The following is a 20468-nucleotide window of genomic DNA, read 5'->3' on the forward strand; positions in this document are numbered from 1 at the left end:
GGATTTTAAAAGGTATTAAGCATGGATAAGTGGGAGCAATGCAAAGACTATTGAAAAAACAAAAGACTTTATAATACTTGGGAGCTAAAAATTTTGGTATTTTACATATTCACAATAGACCACGCCATGTTTACAAAAATTGCTTTAGCCATAGCCTTCTCTCCAAGACTTGAGGCTTTGATTTGTGAAGCCAAAAGACTCAAAGATATTTTCAGCGCGGAACTGCTGTTGATCCATGTTGGTGAAAAAAGTCCTGAGTTGGAAAATAATCTACAACAATTGCTTGCCAAACACAGTCTTAATGAGAGTAAAATTAAAACCATCTGGCAAAAAGGGAATCCTGCCAACAAAATTATCCAGACTTGCATGGAAGAAAATGTTGACTTTTTAGTGGCTGGAGCCCTGAAGACTGAAGGTTTTTTCAAATATTATATAGGTTCCATAGCCAGGAAAATTATCCGAAAAGCAAAGTGCTCAGTTTTGATTTTGGTAGATCCTTTAGAAAAACCTACACCTTTTCAAAGGGTTGTCATCAATGGCACGCAGCAGGATCAAACACCCTTCGTTATAGAAAAAGGTCTGGATTGGTGCAAATATGATCGGGCCAAACAGGTGTTTATAGTCAATGAGATTAAAATGTACGGGTTTCAGATGGCTACAGCTGGAGAGGGAGGAGAGGAAGAAATTTCAAACACCAGAAGAAAACTGGTGGCTGAAGAAGTGGCTTATGTCGAAAATATTTTAAAAACAGTGGACAAAGGGGACCTTAAAGTAAGCATTAAAATCACTTGTGGTAAATGGGCAGTAGAATTGGCAAGATTTGCCACTGACACCAAAGCGGATTTATTGATTGTTGGAGATGAGGGGAAATTAGGATTTTTTGATAGGTTGTTTCCCCATGATTTGGAGGATATTTTAAGTGATTTGCCTTGTAACCTATTGATCCTAAAAAAGTAAAAAAGACTACATGGAAAATTTAACACATCAAGATGTAGTCAATCTATTTCTGCAACTTGCAGCTATGCTGCTGTTGGCCAGAATTTTTGCAGAAATAGCCCAAAGATTCAGGCAGCCAGCTGTGGTAGGGGAACTTTTGGCGGGTATATTATTGGGGCCGACTATCCTTGGTACATTTGTCCCGGATTTTCACGAATACCTATTTATGTCCAATCCTAGTGCCAATCTTGCATTGGATGGATTCGTGCAGATCGCTGTGGTATTGCTGCTTTTTATAGCTGGATTAGAAGTGGAATTGCATTTGGTTTGGTCGCAAGGTAAATCTGCTTTGAGTATCTCCCTTTTGGGTTTGATTGTGCCATTTGCTTTGGGTTTTGTATTTCCCTATTATTTTTCTTCCTTTTTCGGGTTGGCAGAAGGAGACAAATTGTTGTTTTCGCTTTTTATGGGTACAGCCATGTCCATTACTGCTTTGCCGGTAGTGGTTAGAATATTGATGGATTTGAATCTGTTTAAGACCAAAATGGGTATGTTGATTGTAGCCTCTGCCATGGTCAATGACATCATTGGATGGTTGATATTTTCGGTGATTTTATCCTTTATGGGTAAAGGAAGTAATTTATCCCTTTTTCAAACTATCGGTATCACACTCGTCTTTACTTTTTTCATGTTGACATTAGGTAAAATAATTATCAATAAAGTGTTGCCTTGGGTCAATAAGAAATTGGCTTGGCCCGGTGGGGTTTTGTCTTTATCTATGGCTTTTTGCTTTTTAGCTGCGGCATTTACAGAATGGTTGGGAATCCATGCTATTTTCGGGGCATTTTTGTTGGGAGTGGCATTGGGTGATTCAGAACATATGTCCGAACGGGCAAAGGAGATTGTCCATCAGTTTATCAATAATATTTTTGCTCCTTTATTTTTTGTTTCCATTGGATTGAAAATCAATTTCTTTACCAATTTCGAATTAATGCTGACATTGGCTGTATTAGTCATTTCATTTGCGGGTAAAATTGTAGGAAGTGGATATGGTGCTTACAGGGGTGGGTTCAACATCAAAGAATCTTTGGCGGTCGGATTTGGGATGAATGCTCGGGGAGCCATGGAAATCATTCTTGGATTGATAGCTTTGGAAAATGGCCTGATCGATGAAAAACTCTTTGTTGCCCTTGTTGTCATGGCAATTATTACCAGTATGACTAGTGGGCCATTGATGAAATGGGCATTGAAACCCAGCAAAGTCGGATCGGACAGCGAGAGTCCCAAGATAGATTATCACAAGAATGAGCCTAAGTCAGAAGAAAGTGGTTAAAAAAAAATAATTTTATGGGCTATTTTAATTCATGTGAAGTTTTGAATGTAGGTACGCATTGATACCCATGGCTACTATAGGTAGGAGATTGAAATTTATTGGCTTTCGTCAGCGATTTATCAGCAGTCATTCGCCATTATCGAAACTTTCTATCCCCATTCACATATATCAATTGTTGAAATCTAACCAAAGGGTGTATTTTTGGTTCTGATAAGAGAAAAGAATCGTTTAATGTCCATCATGAGTAAAAACAAATCAAAAATCGGAGTTTTATTGGTCAATTTAGGAACACCTGACAGCACAGCCACAGCCGACGTCAGGAAATACCTGAGAGAATTTTTGATGGATTGGAGGGTAATTGATTTTCCATTTATTCCAAGGTGGATGTTGGTCAATTTGATCATTGCTCCGTTTCGGGCGCCCAAATCAGCCAAAGAATACCGCAAACTATGGACAGATAGGGGTTCTCCTTTGCTTTTTCACACGGAAGACTTACGTGATAAACTGATACAGAAATTGGACCCTGAAAAATATGTCGTCGCCATGGGGATGCGCTATCAGACACCAAGTATCGAAGAGGGGCTGAAAAAACTCAATGGTGCCAATGTCAGTAAGATTATTGTGCTGCCATTATTCCCCCAATATGCATCAGCCACCAACGGTTCGGTAGTGGACAAAGTAATGGAACTTGCAAAGGAATGGCAGATTATTCCCAATATTACTTTTATCAACAATTTTGTGGAGCATCCTCTTTTCTTGGAGGCATGGACTGAATTGGGTAAGGAAATGATGGAAAAGTCAGAATATGACATGTTTTTATTTTCTTATCACGGCTTGCCCGAAAGACAGATCAGGAAAGGTTCTGTCGATGGTTATTGCCAATTGAGTGATAAATGTTGCGGTAATTATACCAAGAAAAACCAATTCTGTTATAGAGGGCAATGTTTTTATACCACCCGATTATTGGCCGAAAAACTACAGCTTCCGAATGATAAGGTAATGACCTGTTTCCAGTCCCGATTGGGCAAAGATCCTTGGATTAAACCTTACACAGAAGATGTGATCAAGGAATTAGCTTCAAAAGGAGTGAAAAAAGTACTCGTTTTCTCACCTGCCTTTGTAGCGGATTGCTTGGAAACCACGGTGGAGGTAGGTGAAGAGTATAAGGAAGAATTCGAGGAATTGGGCGGTGAAAAATGGGATCTTGTCCCAAGTCTGAATTCAGGTGATACTTGGGTTGCCTGTGTCAAGGATTTGGTAGAACAGAATTCGTAAGAGGTTTAAGGTTGGAAAGAAGGGAGGGGATTTAATTTTAAAATTGAAACATTTTAAAATTGAAAAATCATCCCTCAATTGCCGTTTTCCCCCTTTATCCTTTCTCCCTTCTTGTTGTTTTCTTGTTTCTAAATTCTCATCTCTCGACTCTAAACTCTCGCTTCTCGCTTCCCGGCACTCATCCTCACAACCACAAACTTGAAAAACCTGTCTACTCTCCCCCCGTCATTTTACCAAAAAACCTGGTTCCTGATATTGGGGATATTGTTGGTTTCTTTCAATCTACGGCCCTCCATCACCGCGATTGGTCCCTTGATTCCCCTTATACGGGAAGATCTTGGCCTTTCCAATGGCTGGGCAGGATTTCTCACTACGCTGCCTCTTTTGACATTTGCGACATTTTCACTTTTCTCTGCAGCTATTGGGAAAAGATTGGGTAATTCAAAGGCTATTTTATTTGCACTTATTTTACTAACAATAGGAACGGTTGTAAGGATTTTGGGTGGTTCCTTCCTACTATTTCTGGGAACAGGCTTGACGGGAATTGGTATAGTAATCTGCAATGTTTTGCTGATTCCATTTATTAAAAACATGTTACCCTCTAAAATAGGATTGGTTACAGCTGTATATACCACCGGAATGACCATGTTTGCCGCAATTGCTTCGGGAATTTCAGCACCCTTGGCTTTGGACTTGGGTTTGGGCTGGAGAGGGTCATTGTTTTCTTGGATAGGACTCTTGCTGATTGGGATTTTGGTTTGGTTTCCACAAATGAAAAACCATCCTGTCGATAGAAATAAAAGAGACAATCATACTAAGGTGAATGTCTGGAAATCAAGATTGGCATGGAACATCAGCCTATTTATGGGTGTACAGTCTTTGCTGTTTTTTACCTTGATTGCATGGCTGCCGGACATGATGATTTCTAGGGGGCTTTCTCCTGTTGAGGCAGGACTGCTTGTCTCTCTGATGCAGATTATTGGTTTGAGCGGTTCCTTTTTTGCTCCGATAATCGCAGTTAAATTCAGAGATCAAGTAGGTATTATTTGGATATTGGGTCTAATGTATTTAGTCGGATTTTCAAGTTTGTTTTCCATGACACTCTGGGTCAATTATATTGGACTTGGTATTGTTGGATTGGGTTTGGGTTCAAGCGTTTCGATGGCTTATACATTGATTGGATTGAGAACAGATCATGAAAAAACAACCGCTTCACTTTCAGGAATGGTGCAATCTACCGGATATTATTTGGCAGCCTTGGGCCCATTACTTTTTGGGATTTCCTTTGATATTTTCCAAAACTGGGATTTTCTGATTTATCTTACACTAATCTGCTCGGTGTTGTTTATTTATTTTGGGGCCAAATCGGGAGAATCAAGGGTGATTTAGTCGATCCCTATTTATCCCCAATAATCCAGTAATTCCTATTTCGATTGAAGGAAGGTGTTACCTTTGCAGGAAAAATAACCCTTCCTGTCATGCAAGAATATTTTACCGCCCTAGGTATCCCCAAAGAAGTATTTGATTATCTGATTATGCCATTGTTGATTTTTTCTGCACGGGTGGTGGATGTGTCCATCAATACACTCAGGATCATGTTCGTCCTTAATGGTAAAAAGAAGGTGGCTCCAATTCTTGGGTTCTTTGAGGCCATGATTTGGTTGTTGGCCATAGGACAGATCTTCCAAAATATCAACAACCCTATGTCCTATGTAGCTTATGCAGGTGGGTTTGCCATGGGAACATTTGTAGGAATGACGATCGAAGAGAAATTGGCTTTGGGAAGGGTTTTGGTACGTGTAATCACGCCCGAACCTATGCCTGATTTGATTGAGTACATGAAAGACAGAAATTATAGATTTACAAGTGTAGGTGCTGAAGGAAGATATGGAAAAGTCAACTTACTGTTTACTGTAATGAAAAGAGAAGATTTGCAGAAGTATATAGAAAAAGTAAGAACCCTAAATGATAAGGCATTTTATACCATCGAAAGTGTCAAAAGGATAAGTGAAGATGATCTTAATGTGATGGAAGACCGGCCAAGATTTACGACTAAGGTTTGGAGCAGGTTGAGGAAGTAGGTGATTAGAATAGATATTTGTTGATAATTGATATTAGGATATTATCCTGCACTTTGAGCTTTTTATAGATTAGAGCAATAAGGCTAGAAATATTATCCAAAAAAATACCTGATTAAATCGCTTTTAAGCCGATTTTAATCAGGTAATCAAAATTTCAAACTCTTCGAAAGAGAATTATTTAGCCTGTGGAAGGAAACTCATCAATTCCTTGGCACCGTCTAGAAGTGTCAGTTTGTCTTTGCTAACTTTAAAATTACTGACCTGACCCAGAGCTGAGAGGAATTCACTTTCACCACCGCCCTGACATGCCTTTTTAGTCATAGCTCCGGGATCTAGGTTTATGCCTTTTCCATCTAATTTGAACGCACCATTAAAATCGTTGCAACCTGTAGAACCTGCCAATTTTCCCCCATCCATAAAATTCAAAGAAGGAATTCCGCTTAGAAATTTTGCAGGATCAAGTGCTTTGCCCATCAAAGAATTCAACATCCAATTATTGCCGGTCAAAAGGCTCATGGGATTTAAATTACCAACCGAACTACAGGAAGAGAAACTTAAAATTAGGGTAAGAATCAGAATGCTAGATAATTTTTTCATAATCAAATTTGTTTAAGTTACTTTTTGGATAAAATGATAAGTTAAAGTAAATATAAAATTTAAAACATTACATTTTTAATCGAAACAATTGTTTAATCAAATCATAATCTTATTGTAGAATTTCAACCCCCTCGGTGACATTTTGTTTACGGAAATAGGTAATTGATATCAATATTTTATATTCCATCTATATTTAGAGCGCTGTCCCAAATAATATTTTGACCTGATTCTTAATAAAGCATTAAAATTTTACCAACTCATTTGTTTAAATGATAATAAATAGACAATTACCTTGAAAAAACAACAAAAACATTTTTGCTTTTCGGGAAATTGTCCTTAAGATTGTTCCATCAAAAAAACAGACTATGTTTTTCACAGCCAATGACACCATTATCAAAAACTTCTTCAGCACCTTTGCTGTTGAAAGCTGTGCCTTTGGTATTTCCAATACCACTTTTTTTTCTACCACCATTACGGGTTAATTCCCGTCTTCAACCTACATATAGACCCTTTGCCATAAGGTCCGGATCGGATCGATGAAAAATATTATATATCCCAAAAAGAAAAACCAATTTTTATGAAAATCTTAAAATTCGGAGGATCATCAGTAGCCAATCAGGAAAATATCCAAAAGGTTTTTCAGATTTTGAAAAACCAGTTTCAACAGGAAGAAATTGCAGTGGTGTTTTCTGCATTGGGAGGTGTCACGGAAGTTTTACTTCAAAGTGCTCATAAAGCCAAAGAAGGTGATAAATCCTATGTAGAGGAAATCAAGGTTCTTGAAAACAGGCATTACGACCTGGTTAGAAAAATGATTCCAATTCAACAACAATCCACTGTGCTTACCTATGTGAAAGTGCGCTTCAATGAACTTGAGGATTTATTTCATGGGATTTATTTGATCAAAGAATGTTCGCTCAAGAGTTTGGATTATGTGGGGAGTTTTGGGGAAAGACTATCAGCCTTTATTCTTGCTGAGGTCTTAAAAGTAGAAGGTTTACCTGCACATTTCTTGGATGCGAGAGAGGTAATCCGAACCAATAATAGATATGGTAATGCCAAGGTGGATTTCCCGGTCACCAATGATCTGATTCAGGATTATTTTCATCAGCATGAAGGACTCAAAGTCATTACAGGTTTTATAGCTTCCACTGAAAAAGGAGAAACGACTACTTTGGGAAGAAGTGGCTCAGATTACACAGCAGCCATCTTTGCTTCTGCCCTCAATGCGGAATGTCTTGAGATATGGACTGATGTTTCCGGCGTGATGACTTCTGATCCAAGGTTGGTGTATTCGGCTTTTACGATCCCACAACTCACCTACAGTGAGGCAATGGAGTTGTCTCATTTTGGTGCTAAAGTAATTTTCCCGGCCACCATGCAGCCTGCCATGCGGAAGGGGATACCTATATATATCAAAAATACTTTCGCACCCGAGCATCCCGGCACCTTGATCAATAATGATACACCGAGCGGCAAATTGATAAAAGGGATTTCTTCCATGTCAGGGATTTCTCTTTTGAATATTGAAGGTGCAGGTTTGATTGAGGTTGTTGGATTAAGCAGAAGGATATTTGGAGCATTGGCAGATGCAGGTATCAATGTGGTACTGATATCCCAAGCCTCTTCGGAGCACAGTATCTGTGTGGCCATCAAAACCATAGAGGTACCACTAGCCAAAGAAGCCATAGAAAAGGAGTTTATCTATGAAATTAAAAACTCAGAAATGGATCCGGTGGTCGTCGTTTCCAACATGGCAGTAGTAGCAGCTGTCGGTGAAAACATGAAACACAATCCCGGTGCAAGTGGCAGGATGTTCCAGGCTTTGGGTCGAAACAATGTCAACGTCTATGCGATTGCACAGGGCAGCTCAGAATTGAACATTTCGGTAGTGGTGTCTCAAGCTGATTTGCAGAAAGCGCTCAATGCACTCCATGAAGCCTTTTTTCTTTCAGAAAACAAGGTGCTGCATGTGTTTTTAGTAGGTGTTGGGTTGATCGGAAAGGCATTGATCAAAATGATCTCCCTACAAAGAAAAAAATTGCAAAAAGAAAATGATCTGGATATTCAAATCCATGGGATTGCTAATTCAAGGTTTATGGCATTTGATGAAGATGGCTTTGACTTGCACAATTGCCCGGCACCTGAAGATGCTAAAGGAGCCAAACCCATGGATCTTAAAAAATTCATTTCTCAAATGGATGAAATGAATTTTTCAAATACGGTTTTTGTGGATTGTACGGCAAGTCAAGAATTGGCGGAAATTTACGAACATGTGCTTGAAGCCAAAATAGCTATCGTAACTCCAAATAAAAAGGCAAACTCCAGTTTCCTTGAAAATTACAAGGCATTGAAAAAACTGGCGTACAAGCGAGGGGTAAAGTTCTTATATGAAACAAATGTGGCCGCTGGCCTTCCTGTAATCAGTACCCTGCAGGATTTGATGCTCAGTGGAGATAAGGTCCTTAAAATTGAGGCCGTACTTAGCGGATCCATGAATTATATATTCAGTGAACTGGAGAAAGGAGCGCCATTCAGTGAAGTGGTCAGAATAGCCAAAGAAAAAGGTTACACCGAACCGGATCCGAGAGATGACCTTAGTGGGATGGATGTGGGCCGGAAAATACTCATCCTCGGCAGGGAAGCTGAACAGGACCTGCATTTTGATAATATCTCCATCCAAAGCATGGTTCCTGAGGATTGCTTGGATATAGAAAATGTGGATGATTTTATGGAAAAGCTCAAGACACATGATGAAGAATTTGCCGGGATCTTGGAAGAAGCCAAAGCCAAAGGTGAAAAACTCAGGTTTATGGCAACATTGGAAAACGGAAAAGCGAAAGTGGGATTGAACTCTTTGGATAGCAGTCATCCTTTTTATACCCTTAAGGGCTCTGATAACATGATCTTGTTTACTACCGAACGTTACCATGATTATCCAATGATCATCCGTGGTCCTGGTGCCGGGGCAGATGTGACTGCTGCGGGTGTTTTTGCCGATGTGATACGAATAGGTAATATTTCCAGATAATGTCAAGATCCATCACAGCCTTTGCGCCTGCTACTGTCGCCAATGTTTCATGTGGCTTTGATATCCTCGGGTTTGCCATAGATGGCATGGGGGACAAAGTTACTGTTACTTTCAATGAACAAGAGAAAATTTGTGTCACTGGAATTACAGGAGATGGAGGAAAGTTGCCAATGGAGTCTGAGAAAAATACCTGTTCGGTAGCCATTCAGGCATTATTGGACCGATTACGATCCTCACAGGGTATTGATATTTATTTGGAAAAAGGGTTGGCATTGGGTTCGGGGATGGGTTCCTCGGCTGCAAGTGCAGCGGCGGCTTTGATAGCAGCCAATATACTGTTGGGCGATCCATTTACCAAAGAGGAATTGGTTCCTTTTGCCATGGAGGCAGAGAGAATAGCCTGCGGATCCGCACATGCCGACAACGTGGCTCCTTCGATATTGGGTGGTTTTGTGTTGATAAGGGGCTATGAGCCTTTGGACATTGTGAAGTTGCCAGTTCCAAAAGGAATCTATTGTACCTTAGTCCATCCGCATATCGAACTGAGAACATCTGATTCCAGAAGTGTATTGAGAAAACAGATTTCATTAAAGGAATCAACGGTCCAATCCGGAAATATCGCAGGATTTATTGCAGGTTTATATACCAGTGATTTTGGCTTGATCAGCAGGTCATTGAAAGATGTCATCGCTGAACCTTCCCGGGCACTTTTGATACCGGGCTTCTATGAATTAAGGGATGCAATCAAGTCAATAGGTGCTTTGGGTTCCGGGATATCAGGTTCCGGGCCTACCATCTTCGTCCTATCTCCAAATGGAGAAATAGCCCTTGAAGCCGGAGAAAAAGCCAAAGAAGTCTTCCACACCATCGGATTGGGAGCAGATGTCTATGTTTCGGAGGTGAATAATAGGGGGGCGTTTGTTTTGGGGTAGGGGTGAGATTTGAGATTTGAGACACAAGACGCAAGACTTAAGACACAAGAAGCGAGAAGCGAGATTTTAGAGCCAAAGCTTGTCCCGATGCTTTTATCGGGGAGTCAAGAGCCAAGAACCAAGAGAAGAGAAAGAAGAGCCAAGAAACAAGAATTAGGTGAAAACAGAATCAATGCCTGCCTACTAATGACAGATTTTGAAATTGATGGTTTAGAACTACAAAAATCATTCGAATCTATATCAGGACTGTACCTTGTCACCTCGACGTCAGGAGAGGTCTGCAACCCTTCTTAATGTCGTTACCAATTCTGAACATTTACAAAATGTTCAAATCTCGAGGAGCCAAGAAATTAGAACAGATATTAATTATAGAAAGACAATTTTCCAATCCTAACCCAACCGCTATGAACTTCTACAGCACCAACAACCCCAACCATATCGTCACCCTCAAAGAAGCTGTGGTCAAAGGACTTGCACCGGATCAGGGATTGTATATGCCTGTTGATATTCCGGTGATGTCCAAAGAGTTTTTTGATAGGTTACCTGAAATGACCTTTAAGGAAATAGGTTATGAGGTGATTGGGACTCTTTTCGGAGATGAATTGAGTAAAGAGCAAATCAAGGAATTGGTGGATCATACCTTGGCATTTGATGCGCCATTGGTAGAGGTTGAAGATGGTATTTATAGCCTTGAATTATTCCATGGGCCGACACTGGCTTTCAAGGATTTTGGAGCGAGGTTTTGTTCCAAATTGATGTCGATATTGATGGAGGGGGAAAGTAGGAAAGTTCGGGTCTTAGTCGCTACATCAGGGGATACAGGGAGTGCAGTGGCCAATGGGTTTTTCAAAGTAGATGGTGTGGAAGTCATTGTGCTTTATCCCAAAGGGAAGGTCAGCGAATTGCAGGAAAAGCAGTTTACCACTTTGGGTGAAAATGTAACTTCTATTGAAGTGGATGGTGTTTTTGATGATTGTCAGACATTGGTGAAGCAGGCCTTTTTGGATAAAGAACTCAATGAAAAGATGTTGTTGACCTCCGCCAATTCCATCAATGTTGCCAGATGGATTCCGCAATGCCTTTATTATTTCTATGCCATATCAAGACTTCCAAAATCAGATAGGAAAATTGCGGTTTCTGTTCCCAGTGGCAATTTCGGTAACCTAGGAGCAGGGATATTGGCTGAAAGAATGGGTTTGCCCATCGCCCAATTTATAGCCTCCACCAATATTAATAAGGTAGTACCAAACTTCCTGGAAGGAAGTCCTTTTGCATCCAAGCCTTCTATCGGTACCATCAGCAATAGCATGGACGTGGGTAATCCAAGCAACTTTTACAGGCTATTGGCACTTTATGGCAATGATGAAAAACAGTTCCGTGAAAAAGTAAAGGGTTTTTACTTTGATGACCAGGATACCCAAAATGCCATGATAAAAGTCAGAGATGCATCAGGCTATATCATGGATCCCCATGGTGCTGTGGGATATTTGGGTTTGAGAAATTTTATGAAAATGAATCCCGGAGAATATGTCGGTATTTTTCTTGAAACCGCCCATCCTGCCAAATTCAAATCCGTGGTCGATGAAACCTTGGGCATTGACTTGCCGATTCCGGAAAGATTGAGGAAGTTTATGAAGGGTGAAAAGCAGGTTTTGGAGATGGGGAATGATTTTGGGGAGTTTAGGGTGTTTTTAACCACAGATTTCGCTGATGGTCACAGATAGATTAAGTCAATAAATTTAAAAAAACGCCTAAGTGAGTATCTTCACTCACTTCATTTCGGGTTTAGAACAATTTCATGGGTATGATAAATATAAGGAGGATCGGCGAGGCTTGGGTTTGAATAATAATACTGTTCCGACTAAAATAGGGATATCAGAAACTTTTCAGAAAATCTGCCGCATTCAGGATGGGAATGCCACGGAAAGGGTGTAATATGAGTAAGTCTTTATCACCTGAAACAACACATTTCACCTTTGAGGAAATTGCCACTTCTAAGAACTTAATATCCTTTTCATCACGGCAATCGACACCTAAAATAGGTAAATATTCAACAATCAAGGCATTCTCTACAATTTGCTGAAGGCGATATTTGCTTTGATTTTTTGTTAGATACTTTTCAATGAAAGGCCTGCTAATTACTTCTTTTAATTCAGACAATGTTACATCTGTAAAGACTATTTGTCCAATTTCCTGAGCATGGTTTAATGCTAAAGCAGGGATATTCAAAGGCTTCAAACAAGCACTAACAAGTACATTTGTATCAAAAACGAAGAGCAAAGAATATTATTTTTTAGAAATGAAAGCTTCAAAAATTTCTGGTTTTAGGCGGGTTATTTTGCTGATTACATTTTCATCTACTCCCCGTTCCGCAAGTGTGATTGCAAGCTCAATTTGCTCTGTGCCACTAGGATAAAGTTCCCCCCTTAATATCGCATTAACTGCTTTGCCAGCTATACTTATTCTACAGTCAGCAGGTAAAGCCTCCCATATTTCATCTTCGGATATATTGAGTAAAACTTTCATGATAATAGATTTAAGTCACAACCCTTAAATTTAAGCAAAATTTTTTCCAATGCCAGTATCCTTTGGTCTAGCCTAATATATGGATCAAACTTATCCCTTGAAAACTCCTCCGCAAAATCCCTTAAGATTTCAGAAGAGTAAACTGAGAAACTACCTTTTTGGGCTTTATTATAGTTGAATTAAAGGATAATCAAATTTGAATATCCCCCTATATGCAAGTTGCGGAAGTTTTCTTGCCGAAGTGAGTGTCTTCACTCACTTCATTTTAAGGTTAGAATGAAAACGGAGGTTTGAGTAAAAAAGGAGGTCGTCAGTGGAGACACTGACAACGGCGTCACTGACAATGGCAAAGGAAATCCGGGATGATTTTTGATTTTTTAGCCTTTAAGAAAAATTTCCTTATTCATTTCCGGGCAAATTCTCAGTAAGTCTGTATGCATTGGCAGCTTCTATTAATTCAGTTTCTAAATTGACATCATATTGGAAATTTTGTAACTGCCACTTATCCTTTGGTTTGTAATAAATGAACAAATACCTGATAGGTTGTCGGTCATATTTTACAATAAATGAAAATAAAATATAATTTTCACCGATGCTTCTTTTGAAAATAAGGTCATTTCCTTGATATTGCCCCAACTGCTTTGTTAAATCATTTAGTTTATTTTTTACTTCAGAGGTCTGATTTTCATCTATCCATTTATTGGTCGAAAAAATAAACTCTAAAGCTTCACTGGATCCTTTAGAGCTATAAAGTTCAAAAAAGCGTTCGTTAATTATTTCTGGAGTCTGAGTTTCCAAAGACTTAGAGTTTGAGACGGAACAACCATGAAGAACAATGCTTAAAAGGAACAAATATTGAATCTTTTTCATGAGCAAAATAGTTTATTGGATTATTGATATCAAGAGGTTTTAATCGTAGTCGCACCAATTTCATTCGTTTTCTTGGAATATACAACCATTCCCACCCTATCAATATGGGCTTGAAGTTCGGGATTGTTGATTTTGTTGAAATCCACCAAGTCGATTTTGTAAATTAATTCCAAGTCCTCCAAGGCTACTTCGATATCCAATAGATCTTTCAGTACAATATGATCTCCTTTTACTGCCAGGTCAATATCTGAGCCTTCCCTGAAATTACCCATAGCCCGTGACCCAAAAAGGATAACCTGATTAATTTTGGTAAACTTTTCAAAAACCTCTGTGATTTCATTCCATACTTCCTTTGATAATCCTGTTTTCATGAGAATAAATTTCCAGTTCTACCGCTTCTTTGATTTTCCAATTTCTCCTGAAGAAACTTAAACAGCTCAAAATATTCATTGATGATAGCTTCAGCAATGATTTGGGCAGTTTCACTATCATAAGTATGTGATGTGAGTTCCCTGCTTTTTTTTAATCTTCTCCAACTCTCTGCATTATTAATAAGACCCATTTGAAATGCTTGGGTCAAAACTTGTCCAGGACCGTTAATGTCAGTAAGGCCTTGCTGCTTGATCAAATCCTGTAGAGTTTTCCAAGCCAATTCATAAGTGTACTCAAATCGTTGTATCAATCCTTCTACTTCCAATTCTGAAAGTTCTTCTTTACCTGCCAGTGCAACGGCTTGGGAAAGTTTATTCAAGGCTTTATTGAAGTTTGAGAATCTTTGCTCCCAACGAATGTCTTCAGTCATTTGATTGTTTTTGATAAATATAAGGAGATACCAGCATCAATGTAAATTTCTACCCAACTTTCAGTAAGACCCGGCGCCGAAGTGAGTGTCTTCACTCACTTCATTTTAAGGTTAGAATGAAAACGGAGGTTTGAGTAAAAAAGGAGGTCGTCAGTGGAGACACTGACAACGGCGTTAGTGATAAAATTGAGGGTCGTCAGTGGAGATACTGACAAGGGCAAAGCAACCCTAACCGATTAAACGGCAACAAAAAAGCCTAAACTTCTCCCCCACCTTCGTCCCGATTAAAAACTTCTCTCCGCCATCCTTAAGCCTGTATTTTTTCTTAAGTTCATCGGATGATAAAGCGTAATTTCGGGTAATGACATTGACTTTACCTGTTGAAAAGAGTTGTTTCAGTTCTTTCTTGGGATTGTTGATTTCTTGGATTACTCTGAGAATCCTTCCGGGGATTTCTTCGGGTAAATCTGTGCAGGTATATAAATGTGAATTGGGATGCAGTTTTTTTAATCCAAATCTTTTTCCAAAACTTCTGAAAGCCCCGGCTTTCAAAATCGAAGAATAGGGTTCGATCAGGTATTTTCCGACTTCCCCAAATATGCTTTCACTCAATTCCTCCTCTTCATAGGTAAAAGAAAATTCCTTTGGACCAACTGACTGCAAATCGACCGCATGAACAATCCTTTCCTTACTTACCTTTCCTTCTTCCCGATAAAGCAATATCTCCTTTACTTCATTCCTAACAGAAACCACCCATATTTGTTGTATATCCGGGATTTCGTTGATTGCCTGCTTGATATCCAACATGGGAGAGGCCTTGACCATAATTGATTTGCCTTTGGATTTCAAAAGCTCCCATTGGCTGACAATATCGGGTTCGCAATCTGCGAGTTTATACAGTTTTTGGTTGTGATTTCCCCTTCTGGCAGGGTCCACAAATATCAGATCAAAAGTTTTGTCTGACTTTGAAAGGAATTCCAGAGAATCACCTCGAATGATTTCAAATTTATCGGACTGAAGCAGATTAAAGTTGTACTCTACTATTGCTGACAGTTCGGGATTTTTCTCACAATAGACTGCTTTTTCAAATTTTTTAGCTAAATAAAAAGTATCCACTCCGAATCCCCCTGTCAAGTCAACCATACTTTTTCCTTTTGTAGGAATCCCGGATTTGAATTTGGCGGTTTCTTCAGAAGAGGCTTGCTCCAAAGAAAGGCTAGGTGGAAAAATCAGTTCAGGATGGGCAGCCCAAGAGGGGAGCTTCTGTTTTGCTTTCTGCCTTGCCTGAATCTGCTGCACAGCCTCCTTGAGGTCAAAATCAGTTTTCCCGGAATGGGCAAAAAGCAATTGTGCAGGATCCTCCATTAGGTGATCCTGCACAAATTGCTTTAGTGATGCTGTATATTTTGTTAGGGGCATTACTTAATGATTATTTTTATTCACCACATGACGCATGAATATAACAATATTATTAAGCCATGCTGTGTTCCATCAGGTATTCAGCAATCTGAACGGCATTGGTGGCAGCACCCTTTCTCAGGTTATCCGCCACGATCCACATGTTCAGGGTGTTTGGCTGTGATTCGTCTCTTCTCAGTCTACCTACAAATACTTCGTCCTTCTTATGTGCTGTCAAGGGCATAGGGTAAATATTGTTTGCAGGATCATCCTGAACCACTATGCCTGGAGTATTGGATAGGATTTCTCTGACTTCCTCCAGATCAAAATCATTGTGAAACTCCACGTTTACTGATTCCGAATGTCCCCCCATTGTAGGGATTCTGACTGTAGTGGCAGTGACCTGAACGCTGTCATCCCCAAAGATTTTTTTGGTTTCCAAGATCATCTTCATTTCTTCCTTGGTATAGCCATTGGGTTGGAATACATCTATATGTGGCAATACATTCAGGTCAATTTTATGGGGATAAACCATCTCAGCAGGTTGCCCGGCACGCTCGGCCATCATTTGGTCCACCGCGGCTTTACCTGTTCCGGTGACAGACTGATAAGTAGAAACCACTATTCTTTTGATGCCATATTTCAATCGCAAAGGATTCAAAGCCAACACCATCTGAATGGTAGAGCAGTTTGGATTGGCAATGATACGGTCATCTATTCTCAGGTCTTTGGCATTGATTTCAGGGACCACCAGTTTTTTGGTAGGATCCATTCTCCATGCGGACGAGTTGTCAATTACTATTGTACCCACAGCTGCAAATTGTGGTGCCCATTCCAGAGAAGTTCCCCCACCTGCAGAAAAGATCGCAACGTCCGGCTTCTCAGAAACAGCCTGTTTCAATCCAATTACCGTATACTCCTTGCCCTTGTAGGTCATCTTTTTACCAGCGGATCTTTCACTGGCTACAAGTAGCAATTCGTCAAATGGAAATTGGTGCTCATCCAGCACCTCGAGGATTTCTGAGCCTACCAATCCGGTAGCTCCTACAACGGCTAGTTTCATTTTTTTCGTGTTAATTGGTTTTTATAAATGAAGGGCAAAGGTAAGGCAAGAATTTTCTAAAATGATATAGAGCCAAATGATAATTGCTTTATATTCAAAAAAATATAGTGTTTTTTGAAAGAAATGGAAGAAAAGTAAGTTATCCGTTTAATTTGAATCTGAAGCAAAGTTGATTATTTATATTTAGGTATATGAAGCCTAGGTTTTTTGTAGGGGTTTTGCTCGCTTTAACCCTACTAGGTTGTTTTTTAGACCGAAACAAAGTTTTTGCACAGGTTCAGGATTTTGAAAGCAGCTTTGACATTGTCAATTATCCTGACGAGTTTTTATCAAATTGGTCAGCCAATGAGCTGAGAAATACTGCTGCAAGAGTTTTTCAAGCCTCAGGAGAAGGAAGAAATGGCTCAAAGGCTTTGGGAGTTCAGCCCATCAGTTCATTCAATGGGGAGATATATTTCAAAACGTCAACGCTGGACCTGATTAATCCCAAAATCACATTTTTTGCAAAAACCAGACAAAACGGTACAGGTAACAGGCCTGCTATTGTAGAAGTCTCTTTTTCAGTGGATGATCAAGATTTTGGGTCAAAAATTCAGGTCGGGACTGATAGCAGTTTTCCCAATCGAAATACAGAGTACCAACTATATGAAATTGCAATTCACGATCAATTTCATGATTCAGAATCAGTGGTATTGAAAATCGAGGTCAAATATGGCCCCGGAACAGGGTCAGCGGCAAGATTATTTATAGACGATTTCGGGGTCTTTAACGGTGATCAAATGGTTGACCCGATTCAGGTGAGAAGTGCAGCTTTGATGGATCCATATTCGGTGGAGGTGGTCTTGGACAGAAAGGTTTTGGAGCCCGCAATATCACAGGTAAGTCTTGGGAATTATCCTATTGAAGAACTTATTTTTTACACCGATACATCATTTGTGGTGGTTTCTTCCTCGATGATTCAGGATGAAAGGGTTTGGTTGAACATGGAAGATATGCAGGAATTGAATGGTCGAATGACAGAAGAGATCGAATTTGAAATCGATAATTCTGACATCAAAATTGGGGAGGTAATTGTCTTAGCACCTAACTTGCTATCAATCAGTTTTTCCCAGCCATTTCTACCCGCATCTGTTTCTCAAACTTCCCATTTCATGATTCTTGGAACAACTCCATCTGGTATTGAACTTTCTGAAAATGGATTTACAGTTTTTCTGAGTTTGGGTAAAGAGTTGGTTTTGGGAGAATCAGTGACTATTGAAGCCAACAATGTCCAAAACATTCAGGGTAATACAATGATTGGAATCCAAAGGAAGACTTTTATTTATCGTGATTTTGTAGAGATCGTTTATTTGGAATCAGAAACCAAACTTATACTTGTCCATGAGATGGATCTTGATTTGAATTCTGTGAATGTTGCTGGATTCAGTGTGGAGGATAATCTGGATTATAATTTTTCTATCAGCTTTCCAGAGCCGAATATCATTCAACTTGAAAGTAATAAGGCTTTTCAGGAGGGGCAGGTTTTTACCTTGCAGATGGGTGTAAGAAAAAATACAAGAGGTTTTGTGATACCTGGATCAAAGCGGGATTTTGTTTGGGATATTACTCCGCCTGAACTTGTAAATGTCTTTCCCGTGAACAGGGAGAAAATACTGGCAGTTTTTTCAGAACCATTGGACCCTGTTTTTGCAGTTATCCTCTCTTCTTACCAAATCAATGGTGCAAAGCCAATTTCAGTTTTACTACAATCGAATCCCAACCAATTGATTTTGGAATGGGGATTTGAATTTGAAGAGGGGAAAGAATATTCACTGGCCTTGAACGGGATTTCAGATCTGAATGGAAACGTGGCCAATAACATTAATTATCTTTTCAGTTTTACAGATCCGGGTAAATTGGCCTTTAAAGAAATTGTCATCAATGAGGTAATGGCTGCACCTCGTGCTGGAAATAGCCTTCCCAATGTGGAATATATTGAACTTTTTAATTCCGGTACCCGCCCAATTTATCTAGGAGGACTTCAATTGGCCAATTCGAGAAGAGTGACCACAATTCCTTCTGGAATTTTGGATCCGGGTCAATATATCATTCTTGCCCCTAGAAATCAGGCCAATCAGTTTACTTCCTATGGACAGGTTTTAGGTTTGACGAATTGGCCCACTTTGCTCAACTCTTCGGATAAAGTCAAGTTACTGGATGCGGACAATCTTGTGATAGACAGTTTGGATTATAATACAGCAAGCTATGGGGGAAGCGCTATCGCTTCGGGTGGCTACAGTCTGGAAATCGTAAACCCCTTTGTGAAATGTAATTTACTGAACAATATCCGGCCTTCTTCAGACCCAAAAAGAGGTACCCCCGGTTCCATCAATTCAGTATTTGAAGAAACTCCTGATAAGACAGCTCCTGTTTTTGTGAAATCGCAGGTTATCGGGGATAACCGTGTTGTGCTTTCTTTCTCCAAAACGCTCAACGCAAATATTCAAAATCTACAATGGGAGTTCCAGCCAACCCTAATTTTAAAAAATGTGGTCCAAGGAGAAAAGGTAACTGATCTCATCCTTGAATTCGAGGAAAGTCTGGAACCTGATATTTTTTACAAGGTGGCAGTTAAAGGACTTCGGGATTGTATCGGCAACCTATTGGATGAAAATAGTCAGGTGTTTTTTGTGATTCCTTCGGAAGCGAAAGTTGGGGATATAGTAATTAATGAGGTGTTATTCAATCCTAGAACCGGTTCCCCAAAGTTTGTGGAAGTTTATAATGCCTCATCCAGTTATATTAATTTAAAAGATTGGAAGCTGGCAAATCTCAATGCAGATGGGGAAGTGGCCTATAGAAGAGTGCTCTTCAGTGAAGATTTTGTTATTGCCCCCTTTTCTTTTTGGGTATTTACCACTAACAAAGAGAAACTAATGTCTGAATACCCCAAAGGAAGGGAAGAAAAATTCTTGGAATATTCCTCACTTCCAAGTTATCCAATATCATCGGGAAACGTGGTACTGTCAAATTCTGACGAGACAATTTCAGAAATATTCAGCTATGACGATAAGATGCACCATAGACTTTTGAGAGAGACGAAAGGGATTTCCTTAGAAAGGCTTTCTCCCCAAATTTCAGCAGGGGATTCAAATAACTGGTACTCGGCCTCTGCTTCCGAAGGTTTTGCTACGCCGGGTTATCGTAATTCCCAGGTTCATGATGGGCTCAATGGTTTTGGCATTGAAGTATTCCCTGAGGTGTTTGTACCTGATTCGCCTGGCGAACAGCCCTATACCAGTATCGGGTATAATATGGATCAATCTGGTATGGCAGGAACCATTCGTATTTATAGTGTCAATGGGTTGTTAATAAGGGAATTATGTCAAAATGCCATCTGGGGAAATGAGGGTTTTTATAACTGGGATGGAACTGATTTAGGCGGTGTTAAAGTTCGGGCTGGGTATTATGTGGTGTGGGTTGAAATATTTGATTTACAGGGAAATGTAAAACAAATAAAAAAAACCGTTGTTGTTGGTACAAAATTCTGATCATTTGTGATATAATTCATAAATAATCTGTAATTTCATTGGATCTCAAACAACTGACCCATGAAGCCGGACATTATCACCGAAACACTGAAAA

17 protein-coding genes are annotated in these 20468 nt (G+C 39.6%); 9 read left to right on the forward strand and 8 right to left on the reverse strand.

Annotated elements, in window-relative coordinates:
- Window positions 1-126 precede the first annotated feature (126 nt).
- The 5 genes from HMJ38_RS21045 to HMJ38_RS21065 all read left to right on the forward strand — a co-directional run bounded on the left by HMJ38_RS21045 (window position 127) and on the right by HMJ38_RS21065 (window position 5625).
- Window positions 127-957 (forward strand): universal stress protein, encoded by an 831-nt coding sequence (locus tag HMJ38_RS21045; protein ID WP_194976417.1) that lies wholly within the window; start codon window positions 127-129, stop codon window positions 955-957.
- A 10-nt stretch (window positions 958-967) separates the two neighbouring features.
- Window positions 968-2269, forward strand: a complete 1302-nt coding sequence (locus HMJ38_RS21050; protein ID WP_228780187.1) for a cation:proton antiporter — start codon at window positions 968-970, stop codon at window positions 2267-2269.
- A gap of 240 nt (window positions 2270-2509) precedes the next feature.
- Complete coding sequence (gene hemH, locus HMJ38_RS21055) at window positions 2510-3544, forward strand: ferrochelatase (RefSeq protein WP_194976418.1); 1035 nt, start codon at window positions 2510-2512, stop codon at window positions 3542-3544.
- A 198-nt stretch (window positions 3545-3742) separates the two neighbouring features.
- The gene (locus HMJ38_RS21060; protein WP_228780188.1) at window positions 3743-4933 is read left to right on the forward strand and encodes a CynX/NimT family MFS transporter; all 1191 of its coding nucleotides are present in this window, start codon (window positions 3743-3745) and stop codon (window positions 4931-4933) included.
- A gap of 89 nt (window positions 4934-5022) precedes the next feature.
- The gene (locus HMJ38_RS21065; RefSeq protein ID WP_194976419.1) at window positions 5023-5625 is read left to right on the forward strand and encodes a DUF2179 domain-containing protein; all 603 of its coding nucleotides are present in this window, start codon (window positions 5023-5025) and stop codon (window positions 5623-5625) included.
- Window positions 5626-5799: 174 nt separating this feature from the next.
- Here the strand turns inward: HMJ38_RS21065 and HMJ38_RS21070 are convergent, their stop codons facing one another.
- Window positions 5800-6222: an META domain-containing protein gene (locus HMJ38_RS21070; RefSeq protein WP_194976420.1), complete on the reverse strand. Its 423-nt coding sequence runs from the start codon at window positions 6220-6222 to the stop codon at window positions 5800-5802.
- Between the two features lie 577 nt (window positions 6223-6799).
- Here HMJ38_RS21070 and thrA point away from each other — a divergent pair.
- The 3 genes from thrA (at window position 6800) to thrC (ending at window position 11909) form a co-directional block, all read left to right on the forward strand.
- Window positions 6800-9253, forward strand: a complete 2454-nt coding sequence (gene thrA / locus HMJ38_RS21075) for a bifunctional aspartate kinase/homoserine dehydrogenase I (protein ID WP_194976421.1) — start codon at window positions 6800-6802, stop codon at window positions 9251-9253.
- Complete coding sequence (locus tag HMJ38_RS21080) at window positions 9253-10185, forward strand: homoserine kinase (RefSeq protein ID WP_194976422.1); 933 nt, start codon at window positions 9253-9255, stop codon at window positions 10183-10185. Before thrA ends, HMJ38_RS21080 begins: the two co-directional genes overlap by 1 nt.
- A gap of 404 nt (window positions 10186-10589) precedes the next feature.
- Window positions 10590-11909 (forward strand): threonine synthase, encoded by a 1320-nt coding sequence (gene thrC / locus HMJ38_RS21085; protein ID WP_194976446.1) that lies wholly within the window; start codon window positions 10590-10592, stop codon window positions 11907-11909.
- 151 nt (window positions 11910-12060) lie between these two features.
- Here thrC and HMJ38_RS21090 read toward each other — a convergent pair whose 3' ends face one another.
- The 7 genes from HMJ38_RS21090 to HMJ38_RS21120 all read right to left on the reverse strand — a co-directional run bounded on the left by HMJ38_RS21090 (window position 12061) and on the right by HMJ38_RS21120 (window position 16844).
- Window positions 12061-12465, reverse strand: coding sequence for a putative toxin-antitoxin system toxin component, PIN family (locus HMJ38_RS21090; RefSeq protein WP_194976423.1), 405 nt, complete (start codon window positions 12463-12465; stop codon window positions 12061-12063).
- A gap of 6 nt (window positions 12466-12471) precedes the next feature.
- The gene (locus HMJ38_RS21095) at window positions 12472-12711 is read right to left on the reverse strand and encodes a hypothetical protein (RefSeq protein ID WP_194976424.1); all 240 of its coding nucleotides are present in this window, start codon (window positions 12709-12711) and stop codon (window positions 12472-12474) included.
- A gap of 399 nt (window positions 12712-13110) precedes the next feature.
- Window positions 13111-13581, reverse strand: coding sequence for a hypothetical protein (locus HMJ38_RS21100; protein WP_194976425.1), 471 nt, complete (start codon window positions 13579-13581; stop codon window positions 13111-13113).
- A 29-nt stretch (window positions 13582-13610) separates the two neighbouring features.
- Window positions 13611-13952, reverse strand: coding sequence for a nucleotidyltransferase domain-containing protein (locus HMJ38_RS21105; protein ID WP_194976426.1), 342 nt, complete (start codon window positions 13950-13952; stop codon window positions 13611-13613).
- Window positions 13949-14383, reverse strand: coding sequence for a nucleotidyltransferase substrate binding protein (locus tag HMJ38_RS21110; protein ID WP_194976427.1), 435 nt, complete (start codon window positions 14381-14383; stop codon window positions 13949-13951). The genes HMJ38_RS21105 and HMJ38_RS21110 overlap by 4 nt, the downstream gene beginning before the upstream one ends.
- A gap of 228 nt (window positions 14384-14611) precedes the next feature.
- Complete coding sequence (locus HMJ38_RS21115) at window positions 14612-15802, reverse strand: class I SAM-dependent methyltransferase (protein WP_194976428.1); 1191 nt, start codon at window positions 15800-15802, stop codon at window positions 14612-14614.
- A 52-nt stretch (window positions 15803-15854) separates the two neighbouring features.
- Window positions 15855-16844, reverse strand: coding sequence for an aspartate-semialdehyde dehydrogenase (locus HMJ38_RS21120; protein WP_194976429.1), 990 nt, complete (start codon window positions 16842-16844; stop codon window positions 15855-15857).
- Window positions 16845-17035: 191 nt separating this feature from the next.
- On the opposite strand from HMJ38_RS21120, the gene HMJ38_RS21125 reads away from it, so the two are divergent.
- A complete protein-coding gene (locus HMJ38_RS21125; protein ID WP_194976430.1) occupies window positions 17036-20374 on the forward strand; it encodes a lamin tail domain-containing protein in 3339 nt (1112 codons plus the stop codon).
- Window positions 20375-20468 lie beyond the last annotated feature (94 nt).

This window comes from Aquiflexum lacus (assembly GCF_015476655.1).
Classification (GTDB): Bacteria; Bacteroidota; Bacteroidia; order Cytophagales; family Cyclobacteriaceae; genus Aquiflexum; species Aquiflexum lacus.